The organism is Bryocella elongata (genome assembly GCF_900108185.1).
Lineage (GTDB): Bacteria > Acidobacteriota > Terriglobia > Terriglobales > Acidobacteriaceae > Granulicella > Granulicella elongata.
Window position 1 is genome coordinate 14828 of sequence record NZ_FNVA01000010.1, and the last position, 18010, is coordinate 32837.

Annotated in this window: 16 protein-coding genes; all 16 read right to left on the reverse strand. The window is 58.1% G+C overall.

The annotated features are described in order from the left end of the window. Window positions 1-128: 128 nt before the first annotated feature. The gene (gene mobF / locus C4S68_RS22070) at window positions 129-3788 is read right to left on the reverse strand and encodes a MobF family relaxase (protein WP_103935298.1); all 3660 of its coding nucleotides are present in this window, start codon (window positions 3786-3788) and stop codon (window positions 129-131) included. A gap of 2 nt (window positions 3789-3790) precedes the next feature. Next, the gene (locus C4S68_RS22075; RefSeq protein WP_103935299.1) at window positions 3791-5851 is read right to left on the reverse strand and encodes a type IV secretion system DNA-binding domain-containing protein; all 2061 of its coding nucleotides are present in this window, start codon (window positions 5849-5851) and stop codon (window positions 3791-3793) included. A gap of 4 nt (window positions 5852-5855) precedes the next feature. Beyond that, window positions 5856-6248 (reverse strand): hypothetical protein, encoded by a 393-nt coding sequence (locus C4S68_RS22080; protein WP_146072278.1) that lies wholly within the window; start codon window positions 6246-6248, stop codon window positions 5856-5858. 197 nt (window positions 6249-6445) lie between these two features. Then, complete coding sequence (locus C4S68_RS22085) at window positions 6446-6772, reverse strand: hypothetical protein (protein WP_103935301.1); 327 nt, start codon at window positions 6770-6772, stop codon at window positions 6446-6448. Between the two features lie 25 nt (window positions 6773-6797). Beyond that, entirely contained in the window at window positions 6798-7742 is a 945-nt protein-coding gene (locus C4S68_RS22090; protein ID WP_103935302.1) for a DNA-primase RepB domain-containing protein, read from the reverse strand. A gap of 104 nt (window positions 7743-7846) precedes the next feature. After that, window positions 7847-8221, reverse strand: a complete 375-nt coding sequence (locus C4S68_RS22095; RefSeq protein ID WP_103935303.1) for a single-stranded DNA-binding protein — start codon at window positions 8219-8221, stop codon at window positions 7847-7849. A 531-nt stretch (window positions 8222-8752) separates the two neighbouring features. Further along, on the reverse strand, window positions 8753-9721 hold the full coding sequence (locus C4S68_RS22100) for a CpaF family protein (protein ID WP_103935304.1): 969 nt from the start codon (window positions 9719-9721) through the stop codon (window positions 8753-8755). After that, the gene (locus tag C4S68_RS22105) at window positions 9718-10524 is read right to left on the reverse strand and encodes a VirB8/TrbF family protein (protein ID WP_103935305.1); all 807 of its coding nucleotides are present in this window, start codon (window positions 10522-10524) and stop codon (window positions 9718-9720) included. Before C4S68_RS22105 ends, C4S68_RS22100 begins: the two co-directional genes overlap by 4 nt. 162 nt (window positions 10525-10686) lie before the next feature. Further along, window positions 10687-11604 (reverse strand): type IV secretion system protein, encoded by a 918-nt coding sequence (locus C4S68_RS22110; RefSeq protein WP_103935306.1) that lies wholly within the window; start codon window positions 11602-11604, stop codon window positions 10687-10689. A gap of 17 nt (window positions 11605-11621) precedes the next feature. Further along, complete coding sequence (locus tag C4S68_RS22115; protein WP_103935307.1) at window positions 11622-11870, reverse strand: hypothetical protein; 249 nt, start codon at window positions 11868-11870, stop codon at window positions 11622-11624. A 12-nt stretch (window positions 11871-11882) separates the two neighbouring features. After that, window positions 11883-12668 carry a hypothetical protein gene (locus tag C4S68_RS22120; protein ID WP_103935308.1) on the reverse strand — a complete coding sequence of 262 codons (786 nt, stop codon included), beginning with the start codon at window positions 12666-12668 and terminating at the stop codon, window positions 11883-11885. A gap of 266 nt (window positions 12669-12934) precedes the next feature. Continuing rightward, the gene (locus C4S68_RS22130; protein ID WP_103935310.1) at window positions 12935-13177 is read right to left on the reverse strand and encodes a hypothetical protein; all 243 of its coding nucleotides are present in this window, start codon (window positions 13175-13177) and stop codon (window positions 12935-12937) included. Window positions 13178-13200: 23 nt separating this feature from the next. Then, entirely contained in the window at window positions 13201-14532 is a 1332-nt protein-coding gene (locus C4S68_RS22135) for a TrbI/VirB10 family protein (protein WP_103935311.1), read from the reverse strand. Between the two features lie 2 nt (window positions 14533-14534). Further along, complete coding sequence (locus C4S68_RS22140) at window positions 14535-15365, reverse strand: TrbG/VirB9 family P-type conjugative transfer protein (protein WP_103935312.1); 831 nt, start codon at window positions 15363-15365, stop codon at window positions 14535-14537. A 28-nt stretch (window positions 15366-15393) separates the two neighbouring features. After that, window positions 15394-17763, reverse strand: coding sequence for a VirB4 family type IV secretion system protein (locus C4S68_RS22145; RefSeq protein ID WP_103935313.1), 2370 nt, complete (start codon window positions 17761-17763; stop codon window positions 15394-15396). Next, window positions 17744-18007: a VirB3 family type IV secretion system protein gene (locus C4S68_RS22150; protein WP_058188582.1), complete on the reverse strand. Its 264-nt coding sequence runs from the start codon at window positions 18005-18007 to the stop codon at window positions 17744-17746. Before C4S68_RS22150 ends, C4S68_RS22145 begins: the two co-directional genes overlap by 20 nt. Window positions 18008-18010 lie beyond the last annotated feature (3 nt).

Here is an 18010-nt window from a genome sequence, read left to right on the forward strand (position 1 = left end):
ACTGCTGAGGACCGCCTAGCCTCATAGCTCTATGAGCGCACTGGAGGGTGCCGACCGCTGCCAGCCTCAGCCAGTTTCAGATATTTTACCCAGTGAGATGTTTGTATGCGGATATTCCGGCGGCAGCCTTAGCGCCCTTTACCGAACTGCTCCACGGAAAGCTCCACGGACGCACGATCGCCTGAAGGCAGACCCGGCATGGAGACGGTTTGACCGATTGCATCGGCTGCGATGGATTGTTCACGGGAGAATCGGCCGCCCTCTGAGGTATAGAGCACGAGATCCCGCGTTTGGCCGGAGAGTCGAGCAAAATCCTGCGCATGTTGCGCGAGGGATTGTGCCTCTCCGGTGGCGAACACTCGTCCACTGAAGGACTGCGGAATTCGTCCTGCTGTGTAGCCGTATTCGATATGCGGGGCCTGCTCTTCTGAGAGAGCGAGCATTCTGCCGCTGTCGTGGCGCACAGAAACGGAATGGTCGTCTCCAACGGCTTCTACGGTCGCGAAGTCGCCGGCGCGGACGTGTAATTCCCGCATCGAAGCCGTAATGCGGATGCGCTCTCCATTGGCTATCTCACGTTCCTCGCTACGGAATACGCGGGCTTGATCGGTTTGCTTTCGCAATAGAGCGGGATTGTAGATGACCTCACTTCCATCGCGGGTTGCGACGGTGAGTAGGTTCGATTTGGCGTCAACTGTTAGCACGGTAGAGATGCTGTGATCTGCGATGCCATGATCTACAGGGCTGCCAGCTTTGTAGTGAATCTCGTCGCCGGATTGGTAGTTGGCAGCCAGTCGAGGATTGCCGAGTTGGCGTTCGATGAGCACAGGTAATACGTGATTTTCAGGAGCAAGGAGTCCGCGCTGCCGTAGTTCATCGCGAATCAATGTCGTGAGCTCATGACGCTCATCCGGGTCAGGGGCAAAGACGATGGAACGATCCTGCTGGGCTGCATAAGCAAGCGCGACCGCGGCGATCCTGTGCTCACTGCTGGCGTATTCATGAACCTTACCGTCCTGCTGCAGAATCGCGGTAGCCATAGCGGGTTCATTGTCCCGAAAGGACGACACTACGCGTTGGATTCCGGCCGGAACATTCGATTCATGAAGATCAATTGCAGCCGTCTTGGAGATGTCGGTAGCGAGCCGTTTGCCGAGTGTTGCGGCGTTGTTCGTATATATTCGGGCGTCCTCCGAGGCTCGGGAGATAGCGACGTAGGCAAGGCGCCGATTGATGAGCGCGCGCGGGCCTTCAGTATCGAAGTGCGCGAGTACACGCCCGGCCGTAAGTCCCTGGGAGCTATGCGAGGTCACGGCGTATCCGTGATCGAATACACGAACGCTCGCTGTGTCGAATGAAACAACCCGCTTGTCCTTGCCGTCCATAAGAACCGTCATGCGACTGTTCTGGATACTCTGGACAGTGCCTAGATCGCGGTTGGCGACACCAAGCTCTTTCAGCGGAGCGACGAACTGTAAGCGATCGTTTGTGGCGAACTCGCGCTCCTGTTCGCGGAAGACATTTACGCCACGCAGCCGGCGAGGATCATAGGCAACGGTCTCGCCATCGGATCGCTGGACGGTCAACAGATTCGCCTTCGCATCGACGGCCTGCACTCTGGCGAAGCTATCGCGTTCGATGCCGAGTTCTTTGCTGCCGGTGTTGTACTGAAGCACGTCACCCACGTTGTATCGCGCGGCCCAGGTGCGGTCGGCTCCGGTCATGTCGGAACGATGGGATAGGGTGCGGAAACTCTGGCCATCGTTCTGCAGCTTGCCCATCTGACGTAACTCAGAACGGATAGCCTCATTGATTTCCTGACGGCTCTTGTTGTCAGGAGAGACGACGATGGTGTTCTCTGGACGTGCAGCATAGTCCTTCGCAATGGCCGCGATGCGCTCCTGGCGATTCGATACCTCCGTAATGCGTCCCTGCTCATGCAGCAGGGTGATGCCTTCGCGGGTTTCGCTCTTCGATAGATGCTCGACGGCCTTCAGCAATTCGGGGTCGCGCTGCCGCATGATGCGGTCAAGCTGCGCCGTTCGCATTCCTGCCTCTTGCATCTGTTGAAAGGGTCGGCCTGCGTCCACGCCTTGGTGCTGGGCGGTGTCTCCGACTACCAGCACGCGATCGTTGGGCGTGAGTTTTTGGAAGAAGTCGCGCATCTGCCGGGTGCTGGCAAGGCTCGATTCATCGAGCATGTAAAGATGGCGCACGGCAGTTTCCGGGGCTGCACCGTCAGTCCGCCGAGCAAGGAAACTCTGGAAGGTGCTGGCTTCGATCCCTACCTCGCGGAGCTGGCCGGCGGCACGCGATGTAGGCGCAAAACCTTCTACAATCAAACCACTCTTCTCTGCACCTTCCCGGATAGAACGGAGCACGCTGGTCTTCCCGGTCCCGGCTCGGCCCTGCAAGCCCTGAATGCGGTCGGTGGAGTTGAGAACTTCCTCGATCACGCGGCGCTGAGAGTCGTTCAGAAATTCCTGCGAACGTGCCTGCTGCTGCGCTTGCTCCGCGCTCATGATCGACTGGACGGTATTCTTTCCGGCCTGCACCTGGGCGATGTTGGCGCGTTCGGCTGCAATGGTTTCCGGTGTGGTAAAGCTACGGCTGGAAGCGTACTTGTGCCCGTCGACGTGAAGGAAGTCGCCACGCTGCTGCCGTGCCTCGAACTCTGCGCGCACCTGCGTGTAGGTCGTCTCGCCCATGCCGCGTCGTAGAGAATCCCGAAGCAACAGACGTTCGTCCGACACGGCCTCCCGCTCGAATAGACTGCTCCGCGCATAGGTGACAGCTTCACGCGCGTGGGCAACACGATCGGGATTGTGCTGCTGCGCCTGTGCCCGCTGGCGGGCTTCGGCAACCACACGCTGGGGCTGGTTGCCGTACTCGGCGGCGACCTCTCGATGGGCAGCCAGAACCTCGGCTGGAGTCAGCGTATGCTTCTTTTCGCGGGTGGAGCGGGCAGCGATCTCCGCGGCCTCGGGGCCGGAGACGCCACGCCGCTCCATCTCTTCCTTGATCTTTTCGCGACGCAGGCTGGACGCTTTCAGATAGTCCGTCGAAAATCCCTTGATTTCAGGGGCGCCACTTTCTCCCGGCTCGATCTCGTAGCCAATGCTCCGCAACCGAAACATCAATTCCGACTGGTAGACCGCCGTTATGAAGTTCTGGCTCTCAAAGAACGGCTGCTCCTGCAAGGCTCGTGTCGTGCCGTCCGCTCGTTGGGTCACATTGAAGATGACGGCATGGGTGTGGAGCTGGGGAGCGGCGTAGCCGTCTACGGGGCGGGCAGTGTCATGCTCGAATTTGGCGACCAGGAACTTTCCCGTCTGCTCAGCCGGTTTGTTGCCGCCGAGACGGGCGTGCGTATACTTCTCCAACTCCTCCAGCGCAGTTGTCACCGCCTCACGATGGGCGACGCGGATGCGGTCATCGCCTCCGACCAGAGCTGTCAAGGAGACGGACTTCGCCGGCGCAAACATTGCGTCCCAACCAGCACGGTGCGCAACGGCCTTGGTTGTCGAGCCATCGGGATTCGCGTATTCGGTAGCGATGCGATGCCGCACCATCTGTTCGCCGGTCATCGGATGCTGGCCTTCGGTGAGGCGGGAGAACTCCAGGGCGGAGACCTCGCCAGAGACACCCATCGACTCGGCCAGCTTGCCTTGCCACTCGCCCTTTACTGCGTCACCCTGTGCATAGTAGCTCTGAGTCGGCGAGGTGTAATCGAGCTTGTGATAGTTCTGCGCCTGGGCTGCATTCAACGGTTTGGAGATATCGAGCATGTCTACGTCTCCCGGATCAGGGCTGGACCGAGCGCCTGTTCTTCTTCAAGCTCCTCCTGCTCCTCTTGAAGAGTGGGCTTCTGTTCTTCTGCCTGCTGCGCGGCGGCGGGGGTCGGCCACGCAATTGGCGCGCGTTCCTTGTCGTGTGGGCCGTCACTCTCGGTCGCGGCAGGCATCTCTTCTGGGTCCTGTGACTCTTCTTCCGGTTCGGAAGTAGGTGTAATTTGCTCCAACGTATCCGGGTTGAAACGAAGTCCGCCGGCGGTCTTCCGAGGCAAAAAGCCCGGTGTCGGCGTTGGCAGGTCTAGGTAGTCGAAGGCGAACCGTGCAACGCTGTTCCCCAGCTTGAGATACGCGTGACGATCATCCAAGCCGGATATCTCTGAACCCATGACCAGCGGCTCGATCTGACGCTCCACTGTGAAGTTGTGACCGGAGCGGGTACCGTCAAACTTGGTCTCCTTCAGCCGTTCGATTTCAACTTTGCCGATTGCCTCCGATATCCATTCGGCAGCCTTCGGCTCCGCCGTCTTCATGAAGATTTTGGTCGCAGGTTGAGAGAGCATGACCTCGGCCAGATGACCGTAGATGACCTCAAGTTGGGCCTTGCCCTGAAAGCCAAGGATGAGCGGATTCTTGGACTTCCTGTTCTCCGTGATCGCGGTATGAAGCTGAGGCAACCGCTGAAGACTTGCCAGCTCGTCAATCACAAACCATACCGGTTTTTGCCCGGGCTGGGGTGCCGTCAAGAGCCGCATGACGAGCAGGTCAATCCAGAGCGAATGCAGCGGTCGCAGTGTGTCCCGCTCGGGCGGACGAGACGTAATGAAGATCCACCCTTCACGCTTCTTGGACCAGATGCGAGCATTCCAGACTGGTCGCTGTTCGCCTCGCTCCGGCAGCATCCGAAAAGACTTGGCGACCAGCCCGAGCGAGGAGAGAACGCCGGCTCGCTGCGGCCCTGCTTTCCGGTCGATATAGAAGGCCATCTCCGTTCCATCGACCATCTTCATCAGCTCGGTATCGCTCGACATCCAGGCGGCGAGCTGGTGCGGCGTAGGCCCACGCTTCAGTAGATGCGCGAAGATTTGAGCAGGTGTTTCGTGGAAGAACTCATCCACCTTATCCGTCTTCGGCGCATAGAGCGATGTAGCGATGGCATAGGCTTCGTCCTCAGATTCCAACTCCTGCGCCGGTCCCCAATAGGGGCAGCGGGCATCCAGTGGATTGAGCACGATGTCTCCGCGGCTGGCGTCGTAGAATCGCTGGATATACTCGCAGGCAGGGTCATAAATGATGGCCGAATCCTCCCGTCCCCTGATCTGGCGGAGGCACTGCATGATGAGCTGAGTTTTCCCCACGCCGGTGTCGCCCATCAGTTGGAGATGCTGCGCTTCTTTCTGCAATGGAATCCGCATCATCTTGTCGGACTCGGTCGTTTTGAATCCAAGCCCTTCGCCCTTCTGGACCTTGTTGAACTCGGCCGGGTCAAGCATCCGGGGGCCACGCAGCACACGGCCATACTTCATCTCTTTGAAGCGCCGGATATCCTTCGGGACAGCCAAAGCAAGCAGGAGTGCGAGGCAGATACCGCCCTCAATGAAGCCGACGGAGAATGTCAGCCAGGGACTCTTGTTGCCAAAGACCGCCTCGTGCAGCCAGCGGTACATCGAAGCATCGGCCAGCTTCTCGGCAGGGCCACGGAACGGGAACCGATAGCCCTGTACCTGGGCAAGTTCTGACAGGGCGAACGGCATCCGTTTGCCATCCGGTAGTGTCATCGTGCCGTCTACAAAGTCCACCGGCAACGCAGTACGTGGCTTGGCTTTCGAGCCACCAAGGTAAAGAAGCCGGTAACTCTGATGGGCGTGAAAGGTGCTGCCGACTCCCGCCCGAACGTAGTCTGTCCAGTACGCTTTCTGGAGCGGCGGAAGCTGGAAGGCGAACCGCTCCCACGCGAAGAAAACCGTCAGTAGAAGTGCCCCGGCGATAGCGCAATAGCTCATCAGCGGGACGTGCGGCGGCCAGATAATCGTCTCTTTTCTACCCCATTGTGTTGCCATCGGATTATTCCTTTCCTGCCGCTTGTGTGTACTGCTGCATCACTTCCTGCGCGGCCTTATGCTTCTCTTTGCGGACCATCGTCATGGCTTCGGTGATCCACGCGGGAGAAACCTTTTCGCCTAGTGCTAATGGCTTGAGAAGATTCACCATCAACATCCGAGTGGCAATCAACTCGGTGAAGACGGCATCTCCAGAAGAGTGCCGCGCCTCCCGCAGCAGCACGTCACGTGCCCATTCGCTGAGAGCTTTGCCTTGACGGCGCGCAGCCGACTCCAACTCATGTTGTTCAGGGCCCGTAACGCGAGCCTGTGCAACATATGCTCTGGCCGGACGGCTCTTCGAGCGAGAGAGCCGGTCTTCTAAGGTTCTGGTTTCAGTGTTTGGGAGCACTCGCATTTGATACCTCCATCACGTATGCAATTGCATACGTGATGTATGCAGTTGCATACGGACTGCCTGTAAGCTCTGGAGCGATAAGGTGTAGACAACTGCATACGCACGTCGCCCAAAACACACCCATCCGAGGGATGGAGTGTCAATCTTCTTCCGGTGCGCAGCACCGTAGTGGCTCTGCCACTGCTTTAGCAGCGGGATCATGCCTTCGATCCCGCCACGAATGCTGCTGGTTGTGCTGGCGATGACGCAGCGGATACCGGCTTCTTCGCGGGCGGCTCCGCTGCATCATTAGCTGGCGCTCTGCGGATGCGAAGCGTCGAAGAAGCCTGCTTCGCTTGTGGCGTCTTCAGAAAGTCTTGGAAGTCGCGATCTTTTGAGAAGACATACGCAAGCGCCTGTTCCACGACGTCATCCGCTGCTGCGTGGATGAAAGCGGCGTACTGATCGACCTGCGTAGCGGTTGAGTCAGTGAGCCGGATAGAGGCGCTGACCTGACGGGTTTGGATGACTTCGAGTAGTGGCATTGCTGTTCTCCTTTGGGTGATGAATTCAGGCGACCTTGTTGCGTGCAATCATGCGCTGTGCCGTGGCCGCAATCTCCCGCGCACGAGCGGAGCAAAGTGCCGCGGGAAGCTCAGACTGTCTGCGGCTCTCAAGCATGGCGATTACGTCCGCGATGGATGTGCCCTCCATCAGCCAGAGACGGGCCGAAGCCATGTCAACAGTCCGCTGCGCATAGTAGGTGGGATTGGGTTTATCGGAGCGGTGCGAAGCCAGTTCCAGCGTGAGCGTCACGGCATCTTTGCCGTGGGCAAGCTCACGCGAGATCCAAGCCCAATCATGCTCGGAGTTGGTCTGCATATCGCGGCGAATCGGCTGCTGCGGGATAGGCGGAATCAGGCAGGCTTCGCGAAGGACATACAGGTGAAAGTCATCCGGCTGGTAGGTCGCATCGGAGAGGTACTCGACGGTGACGAGCTGCGCTGGATCGTACTTGCAATTCCTGAATCCGGGGATGCGAAGAACTCGGTTGCAGTCCGTGCAGGAGATATCGCCGTGGAAGGCCATTGCGAGGAGCTTGAGCGTCATCTCTTGCGTGTAGAAGTCGAAGTCATCCACGCGCCACAACACCTGGTACTTGCCCGCCGATGTCGAGACGATCACGTTCGGCTCCGGCACAAGCTCGGAAGCCCGCAGCGCAGCGAGCCGGGCTTCTCCGTTCACGTCGATATCGATATAGAGATGGCGAATGGAAGCGATGCAATCCTTGGTGCGCTTCCGGCTGCCGGCGAGCAACGGATTCGCAGCCACGTAGATGTTCGTGCCGCTATGGTTTTCATGGGCGAGCCAGCCACGGTAACGAGGCGCGAGCGCACGTTCCAAAGAAACGACGCGTTGCTGTGTCTTCGCGGTGTTCTCGTTGCGAAGCAAGAGAGCGATCGTGTCACCCGGAGCGAAGCAACGGGTGAGAAAGTCCTGGGCTGTTCCATTCATCTTGATACCTCCAATCCGACCTGCACTGCGTGCGCGATGCCATGGGTCTTTAGCAGCCGAAGAAGTCCGGCACGATGCCGGACCCTTCGGAGAAAGGAAGGGGCCTATGCGGCCTCTTCCTCGGTGGACTCATCCTCGTCTTCCGCCGCCGCTTTGGCAGCGCGGTCCAGCTTGAGAATCGAGTTCACCCGGATCTCCCAGATGGTCACTTCGGTGTTGGTCTTCGTGCTGTCGTACTTGCGGCTGCGCAACTCGCCTTCGACCTGGATATGAGCGCCCTTCTTGAGCGTGGCGGCGAACTCTCCGAGCTTGCCGAAGACCACGCAACGGTGCCATTCGGTGTGCTCGATGTACTTGCCGTCCTTCTTGTAGGAGGACTTGGTTGCCAGCGAGAGAGTGGTGAGGCTGCGGTCGTTGTTGGTGCGAACTTCTGCATCAGCGCCCGTGAATCCGATGAGGGTGACTTTGTTTGAGTACATGGTGGTGATCTCCGTTTCGTTGAATTTCCCGTATCCTGCTCGGGTCACACTTGGCAAAGCCAGCGAGTGGGCCCGGCTCCCAAGTGCCAAGGAGTGCTTTCTTGGTGGGGCCCGAAAGAAGTTTGCGCGGTGTTCTTGGCCGCGGCTCTCAAACTTCTTTTGGGAGGGACCGAGACCCCGTAGGGGCGACGTAGTCGAAGCAGAACGACGCCGAGCCGCAGGGCGCCGGTTTGGCCCCGAAGCGTGACCCCGAGCAGAGGACGGGATACGAGGCGGAAGGCTCCCCGATGCACCGAAGTCAAACTCTCGATCCCGGCGCTTGAAGTTTGCCCAGACCGCAGCTATCTTCCGAGCTACAAAGGCTCCATAGAAGGGCGGCTCAGAGCACCCTCCGTTGCGCTCTCGGCTATGCCGGAATGCCACGCTGGGCGCTTTCAGAGACGAGTTGGGCTGTGCAGCCGGTTTGGCAGCATGACGGTACATCGAAGTGACCTCGATTCGGGTTCGGTTCTCTAGCTGTATGCCTGATGCTCAGGCGGCGGAAGCACGATAGATATCCTCCGTCTGGAAACTCTGGTCCGCGTGGGTATATCCGTTCACGATAATCAGCTCGCGCACCCGGCGACGGCCCGTGGCATCACGCTCGCAGTACAGAACGAAGTCGATGGCCTCCGCCGTCTCCGAGCGAATGAATGCGTGATTCAAATTAGCCCTGGCACTCAGGGCCAAATCCGAAAGCCTATTCAGGGCATCCCACGCCGACTTTGCATGGATGGTGGAGAGCGTTCCACCATGCCCGGTGTTCATGGCTTGCAGCAGGTCATAGCCGCATTCATCGCGTATCTCTCCCATGATGATGCGGTCGGGACGATGACGCAGAGCGGCGGCTAAGAGCTGGCTCGGGGTGATGGCGACTTGGCCTGGAATCGCCTCAACGGCCTCCCAGCGAACAGCGTTGGCATGGTTCACTTTCAATTCGGCGGGCTGCTCGATAACTACCAGACGTTCATGCTGGGGAACATGGTCAAGCAGCGCTTTCATTAAGGTCGTCTTCCCCGAACTGGTTCCGCCGCTGATAATGCCATTCTTTCGCTCGTTGATGAAGCTGATGACTTTGTCGCGAACCGGCTCGGGCAAGCTGCCAGCGGCGATCAACTCATCAGAGGTGTACCAGCGGTTGAATTTGCGGATGGTCAGCGTCGGCCCATTGATCGAAGATGGAGCACCTACCACCGCCACACGCGAGCCGTCCGGCAAGCGTGTATTCAGGATCGGATTCTGTGTCGTGAGGTCTTGCCCAAGGATGCGCGCTACGCGCTCGATAGCCGCCTGAAGACGGTCATTGGTATACGGCGCTGCCAGAGGGATATGCTCCATGACGCCATTGCGATCCGCATAGACGCCGGTGGTGCCATTAATCATCAAGTCGGAGATGGACGGGTCTAGGAGCAGAGCCCGCAACTCCTCGGGAAAGAATGGGAGGATTAGGTGATAGCTCATCGCCTTGCTCCCGTGGTGGGCGTTGCCGGAAGTGCCGGCAACGCTGCATTGGTTCCTGGAGCGATTGGATCGACGGAGAGCCGGTTCTCGTGGAACTCCGTGATGGTTAATCCAAGGGGGTTGATCGTCTCGAACTGCGGGAAGATACGTGCCTGGTCGCTGACCTGCTTGGGGTTCAGATAATAGGTAATGCTCAGCATCCAATGCTCGGTGCGGGGCTCGCGGGAGTTCTGGGCAGAGTAGAACCTGTCGATGGCTACAAGGGCCGTTCCACGCGCGATTCGGGTACCCTGAACAGTCTCATCTGACATCGACGTGATGGTGACGTTCTTCACCTGCACATCGCTGGTCTCGATCTGCCCCGCCACCACTTGCGAAACAAGATGATTCGCGTTGTCGGCCGTCATCAATTGCGAGGCGAGTGTCTGCGATAAGAAGTAGTAGTTGAGCGGATACTTCTTCGCGATGGTGTCCCGGCCAATGGTGTAGCGGTAGTTGGCCCAATCGGTGAGATACGTCCGTACTTCGCCCTCGCGTGGACTGTAGTTGAGGTCGGTGTATTGGATTGCCTGGGCGCGGCCCATCTCATCGATGCGGATGTAGCGATTCGCAGTTGGGCGATGGGCGAGTGAGAAGTTAAGCCACATCGAACCAAGTAGCACTACTGTTCCGCAACCAATGACGAGACGGTAGGCTTTGCGCTCCGCATAGTGGGAGGCATAGACCTCATTCCCGATGTGGTCCGTGAGCAGGGCTTGCTCCGGCGTGAGCGCGCCCTCAACGGGTGCTGTGTGTGTGGACATGGGGATCCTGACTCCTTTCCTCGACTGCATGGAAGACAACGATGGCGTAGATCAACCCGGCTGCGAGAGCACCGATCAAAATAATGACCAACAAGGCGGAGAACCAACGAGGCCACCGCAACTTGCCATCGCTTAGCATGAGAATCCAAAACCAATTCCTCACTAGCCACCTCCCAATTTTGCGAGTAGCATCGCCCCGCCACCCGCAGCATTCTGAGCCGAAGAAACCAACCCAGCCGCCCCGCCAAAGATGGCCTGGGTCATGCTCGGAATGAACAGCATATTAATGATGAAAGCGACGAAGACCATTAAGCAAGGGATTAGATTGGCGATCCACATATCCATCGAATAGTTGCCATTGAAGGTCTGCTGCAGAAACCCGTTCATGAATCCGGCCCACACATAAATGAACGCCGCCGCGACAGCGCGAATCATAGCGAAGCTGATGAGCACATCAAGGAAGTGGAAGAACTTCGCCTTGAAGGTCTGTGTCATGAGTAGCGGCACAAAGACAGGCCCAAAGAGCGCGGTAACACCGTAGAGGATGAAGGCGCTGCAATTAATCACGAACAAGATGGCAGATGCCAAGCCAAGCATGATCTGCACGAGGACATAGCAAAGGATCTGAACTGGCGCGGTGAAAGACGGCATGGACGTTCCATCGCCGGCGTTCTTGAGAAGCTGGAGCAGCTGGTCAAGCGAGTGCTGATCGAAGGCTGCGACCATCGCCTGTGCGATGTAGCTGAAGAAGTGATTGATGCCGAAGCTCGCTCCTGGGAACGGGTTCACCCAATAGTTCAGCAGCAAGCTGCATACGATGAGCTTGAGTAGGAAGTGAGTAAGGTCGCCCGCACGCACGGGATGGTGATGCAGCCGGAACGTCATCGTGCTGGTGTTCCAGTTGATGACCATGTTCACAAGGGTGAAGAGAGAGATGCAGCTCAGCTCGGTCCAACCGAACTGGGTCAACGCGCCGCCGTTCTGCGTGGTGAGGTTGGTCAGATTGTTGGTGAACTGGTAGAGCCAGTCCATGCCCGACGATGCGGACGGCAGTGCTTGTGCGAGAACGGCGATGCTCATATCGGTCTCCGGTGAAATCAGGGGATATAGCTCTTCCATGTCTTGCCTTCTTTACCAGCGGCGGAATTATGCCGCTTCTTGTCCTGCTCTACCTGCCTGCGGAACGCCTCATCGCGACTTCTTTGCTCCTCGGCGTCGTGCTGTTGCTGTTGAAGGATGGCGGCGGCCTTGTGAGCTTCAAGGCTCTGGTAAATCACGGCGCTGCCAATGGCAGTCAGCGCCGCAAGAATCGCAAGCAGTATCTTGGTGTTGATCGCTTTCAACATTGCGTCTCCGAATCAAGGAAGATAGGTCTGCCAGGTGTTGCTTTCGTTCGCCGCACTCACGTTGTTGGTCGAACGTTGCTGCTGAACGAACGCGGCGGTATTCAGGTCTTGCGCAGCAGCGTTCCGCTGCTGCATGTTCGTGACGGTCATCTGTGAAGCGAGGCAGGCTTGCAAGACGCCCTGCGACTGCATCTCCGACATCTTCTGCGCTTCTGCTGCGTTCAGAAGGTTGAGCTGTTCGACCTCAGTGTTCGTGCCATCGCTCCCGTCGAGCTGCTGCGAGGCGAGCGTGTTGTTCGCGGTGACGTTCTGTGTCCTCGCGCCCCTGTACTGGCCGACTGCGGTAAGGCAGTCGGGAGAGATGGAGTCCGATGCCTCGATCATGGCCAGTTGCGAGAGCTGGGCGCTCCCCGACGTCTGCCCTTGTAGGTAGGTGGTTGTGTTTCCACTCACCTTAATCGTTCCGGCTGTCCACGCCGTGGACGACGCGCTGGGCGAGTTCGTATTGAGAGCAATGCTCATGCCGCTCGTCTCGCCAAGCATATTGGCGACGTTGGCGTTCTTCATCGCATTCAAGGTCGTCTGCCACTGCTGCTTGAGTGAGAAGTGCGTGATGTTGTTCTGGAGCATCTTGTACTGCGACTCCAGCGTTGTGAGCTGGGAAACAAGGCTGGCGTAGCTGGTCGGGTCGAAGACGATGTCGCCGATCCCGAAGAGAGCGAAGCTGGGTGTCGCGGTCAACAGAAGCAGACCGCCGGTTAGAAGATACTTGTTGCGTTTGGTCATCACGAGTTTCATACAGCCTCCTTTGGGTGAAAGAGCTAGAAGCATTGCGGGCAGGTGGGGTCCAACCTGTCCAGGGAAAAGTGCCTGATATTGTTCACGATCCGGCACGGGAACTTCGCCACGGCATCCACAGTTTGGACAAAACAATCGAGTGTGCTGGCGACAGAGCTGCGTCCAACCGGCGAGACGAGAGGAGCGAGAGCCAGCATGGATGCACTGACTGAGAGAATGAGCCTGTTGCGTCTCGTAATGGTGAGTGTGGTCATAAGCACAACCTCCTATTCCTGATCCACGAGCTGGCGGGCAATCTGCGGAATCATTGCAACCCACTCGGAACCAGACCGCTCGATGGCTTCCGCAATGGTGTATCCCTGTTCCATAAGCCAATCGGCACGATTGAGGACCAGAGCAACAGCGACTTTCTCGCCAGTGGACTGGACAGCCCAGGCGTCGTGACCGCCGCGCTTGGCATCCTGCGCTTTGCGGAACAAATGGGCGTATCTCGGATTCCTCTCATCCATAGAATTGCCTCTCGGAAAAGCGTTCACATGGTGGGGTCGACGCGATGCTTCGCGTAGGACGGGATGAGGATGTCGCGCCCGACGTAGATGCGGGCGCGAGAACCCTCCTTGAGCGTGATGACAGGCAGGCGATTCAGGAAGTGGTTCAACACCTGCTCACCCTCAGTGGCTGACTGCTCGGAGATCCCGCTGCGTATCTGAGACGACGCCGTAAGCACGCTGCCGTTATTACCGATCTGTGCCAGGCCACCTAAACCGCCCACGGCAGCCGCCGCGCCGAAGGCCATCAGATAGCCGTGGTCTACCTTCGTTGCAAGGCCGGTCGTGCCAAGTGGGTCAAGGCCGATGTATTTATCAAAGTCGAGTGAGAAGCCGTCGGGGCAAACGGCACGATGGAAGGTCACAAACATCTTTCGCTGCTGGGCATTGCCCACGCTCTGTACTGTACCGATCAGTCGAGTACCCTGCGGCATAAGAAGCTGCTGATGGTCATGCGAGTAGTAGTCGGTGGTGAGCATGACCAGGATCGGGCCGCTCAACCCACCGTCGATGTGGTTGGTGACAACCCCTTCAAGAACCGTGCCCTCAAAGACGCGATAGAGACGGCCTTGATAGTTATCGAAGTCGTATCCACCCATCGCGTCGGTCTTGGAAACAGCTTTGGCCTGTTGCGCGGAAGGCACTTGCACAACACCGGATTTGTCGCTCGCTCCACTGGTAGATGAACTGCTTGGAACTTCCGCGACCGCCTGGGGATGGACCTCCTCATGCTCCCCCAATACAGCCGTTGCCGGCTGCGTCGGCACAGCAGCACCGGGCGCTGCGCCCGGGTGGGCGAAGTCGATAGCGACGGTGTCGCTGTTGATCGCGTCCTGCGTTTGTTTTTCCTTCGCTATCTGTTTTTGCTTCGCCTCTGCCTGAGCCTGCGAGATGTTCGAGGTGTGTTGTGGTGCATTTGGGCTATTGCCATAGATCGCATCGCGTTGCGCTGCCGTCATTGGCTGTGTCCCGGCGGCCTCTGGACCGGGGACACTCTGTTCGGCCTGGAGCTGCTGCATCGCAGCGGCCAACTCCTGCTGATGCTGCCGCTCCTCAGCGTCCCGTTGTGCCTGCACCTGCTGCTGCGTCGAAAAACTGTTTACCTGTTGGGCATTGGGCGAAGCGGGGCGCATGGTCATTGCGCTTGCCGGGGCCGCTTTCTTGTTGCCGCTCAACAAGCTGGACACATTGGCGACGCCGATCAGGGCAATGATGACAACGAGGACTACCACTACGGGCATACCCTTCTTGAGTGGCGACTTCGCTTCCGGCTGGTCGGGGACAGTGGCGGGGGAATTCTGATTCGGCTCAGTCATGGCTAGTTTGCCCCTCCCACGCGATGAAACTCGACCTTCTGCTTACCGATGGCGAGATAGCCGTTGTCCAACTGCTTCGGCACGGTGTAAAGACCATTGCTGAAATCGAAGTTGATGAGCGACCCTTTCTTGTCCTTCACTTCATACAAGGCAGGCGTCTCCTGGAACTGGCCGCGCAGGTAGGTGAATTTGTCATCCCGCCAGATCTGCTGAAGGCCAAGAGCCTTACCCTTTGATTGATCCCATGTGTAATCAAAGTGGAGGTTGCTGGGATATTGGCTCCGATATTGCTCGGCCTTCGTCTCTTCGGCCTTCAGCTCTGCTGCCTGGGCAGCTTTGGCGGTAGCGGCCTCCTGCTTGGCCTTATCCAGTTCTGCGGCAGGTACAAACACAGGAAGTTGTGTCAGCCTATCTTTTGCCGCCTGGTCGCCGGGAGCGATGAAGACTTTGGAATCGAAGTGGGCATCCGGCTCACTGGAGACTTCATGGAGTTGCAAGGTGTACTCGTTCCCGTGGTCGGAGACGATGTGAATGTCCGTTGATCCATTCGCAACTTTGGGCTTAACGCTGATGAAACGACTGGCGACATGGCCGCCATCGAAGACCCAATCGACAGTGTCACCGGCGAAGACGTTGGCGACCTTCTCCTCAACGGGAAGGACGATCAGTGTCGATTGCAGCAGGCCAGCGCGGATCACAGGAGGCGTGTCCGCCTCGGACACGGTGACGGTGCGCGGTGCATTCGGCTGGAGAGGATGGGTATCGACGGCGTGGCACTGGGCAGAGGCCAGCGCTAGTCCGGCGGAGACGACGATGGGGATAAGTGGTTTCATGGCACTGGCCTTTCTTCGGTTGGGTTGGTTACACAGTCTCTCCCTGGGCAAAGCGATCAATGCCCTCGGTGAGTCCATACTTTTCAATAAGCTTTGACCGTCGCACCCGGTCCTTCGGCTTGGTGGAGAACGTGGCGTAGCTGCGTTTGTCGAGGTTCAACGTGACGACCTTCGTAATGCCGTCGCGCCGCATGTACAGCGCCTCGCGGTCCTGCAAACTCTCGAACAACGCGATCTGTTGTTCGTTCATCTTGAACAACTCGGCGTAGCGCTTTCGGTTGAAAGTCGCATCCTTCAGAAACAGAAACGATGTGCAAGAGTTCACGATGCTGTCAGCGTTCGCACCCAGGTCGTCGGCGGACTGGCCGATCATGGTGACGCCGCCAAGGTTCTTGCGAACGGTCTTGATGGAAGCAAGCGCGCCATCAAGGAGCTGCTTGTTCTTCATCGAAGAGAAGATCTCTTCGATGAGGATGTGCTTGGGAACGCCCAGATTCGCCGGGTTGTAGAGAACGTCATTAATACGCCGAAGAAGCCATACCATCAGCGGCTCGATCAGGTCGGCATACTGCTCGTTGTTCACGCCCTGGAAGTCGAAGCATTGCAGGCGGGATAGCGAGAGACTGTCTTCGACGTTGTCGAAGACGGCGTTATAGATGCCTTTCCCAACCCACTTCGACAGATAACGGTCGAGTTTCTTTGGCAGAAACAGATTTGCCAGGCGGCGGTTCTCAGGATCGAGCAGATACATATCCTGCACGGCTTTGTGGATCACGTCATCGTCTTCCGGCTCCAGCTCTGCGCCGCCGTTGGTGAGCAGGAGTTTGATAAACGAGTAGAGAAACTTGATATTGCTTTCGGTCGGCTCCAGAGCAAACGGATTCACCCGTGGGCCGTCTTTGCCCACGCGATCAACCTTGCCACCGTACAACTCCACCACACTTTCGTAGCTGCCACCGATGTCGAAGATGTAGGTAAAACCGCCGTATTTCTGCTCCAGTGCGACGGTGGCGTTACCCACCACGCTTTTGCCCGACCCCGTGGGACCGATGATGAGCATGACCCGCACGCCATCCACATACACATCCTGAAAGAACGGCGTCCGGGTACGGGTCTCGAAGATATTGAGGTACTCGTTGTCGAGGTCTTCCGAGTGAGGATGACCGATGTGCGGAGCGAACACAGAGGAGAGCCGCGCGTGATGGTCCTCCGCCAGCCACAGCGGGAAGACGTTGAACTTGTGATTGCCGGGGAACATCGCATAGAACGCCGACAGATTCCCAAGCGTCTCCTCCATCACCTGCGCTCGGGCATCGACGAAGATGCGATGCACGGCGGGGACGATGTTGCGAAGCTGCTCGGGGCTTCGGGCTGCCAGCAGTAAACGTAAGGAGTATTCGCCCTGGGCCTTCTTATCGAGCGACCGGATAACTTCGCTCAGGTCATCGACATTGTTGTTGGCAGCCTTCGCGCCCGCGCCGGTTTCAAGCGATGCGGTGTCGCGCCCGCTCATCACGCGCGTCAGTACACCGACCTTGAAAAAGGAGATGAACTTCTCTTGCGCGTCGATCTCGCTGCGGGCGGAGGATGTAGGCTTCACCCTCCATGTCGAGCACAGGACACTATCGCAATCGAGCCTCAGCAGACCGGAGAAGAGGCACGGCCTCGAAGCCTCCGGTGTCGTCTTCAGCGAAAACATCTGCACATGGCGCTTGCCGACTTGGAGGTAATCACTATGCCACGCAATCGGAGTCTTCACGATCTGCCGGTCCACGCCAGTATCGTTGCGGAGTTGGTCACGCTCTGCCCATTCTTCAAGGTTGAACAGATAGCTGAAGAACTGGAAGGTTTCGTCCTTACCAAGGAGCCGCAATCCAATGGCGCTGCCAAGATGGCTCTGAAGGATGGTTGCGGTCTTCTCAAGGTCCGCTAGCATCCGCGATGTGTCCGCGGCATTCTCTTGCGGTTTGCGCTCGAACGGCTTCACCTTCGACGGCTCCAGTGTGAGGCACCAGTGCAGGTCGATACGGCGGAAGGCCGCCGTGTTCTCAAGGAATGTGAGACGGTCACTGGCGAAGACTTCCGTGGCGGGGTTCGCATACTTCTCCTGACGCGGAAGGTCGAAACCAGACATCACGCGCGTGTACTGGTAAAGGCACGAGCCCTCCGGCAAGCCGCGCAACGCACCTTCGATGGATCGCATTCGCGACTCAAGCTCTAAGTCCGTCAAGCCTTCTTCGTCGATGCCGGTGAGAGCGAACAGGCATCCGTAACCGCCGCCCTTGAGAGCAAAGATCTCTGGCCCGACAAAGCGTGCAATCGGAACGATGCTGCACGCCGCTCCTGCCTTGGCGAACCACGGAGTATGTTTGAGCTGCTCAGTGTTTACGCGGGTCATAGTAGCTCTTCTGGTTGAGGCTCAGGCCCCACAGTTGGAACATCTTCGGGTGTTTACGGACGATGAGCCATGCGCCGACCGCGAGCGTCGGGAAAGCCAGCATCGCCAACAGGCGAAAACCAACGAGGAAAACCGTTACGCAGACGAATACGATCGCCATCCATGCTGTAAGATCGAGACCAAGCTTGGCTCTCGGTCGATTCAGCGCTTGATTGATTGGTAACGGCTCTCCCCGCTTGGTCATGGT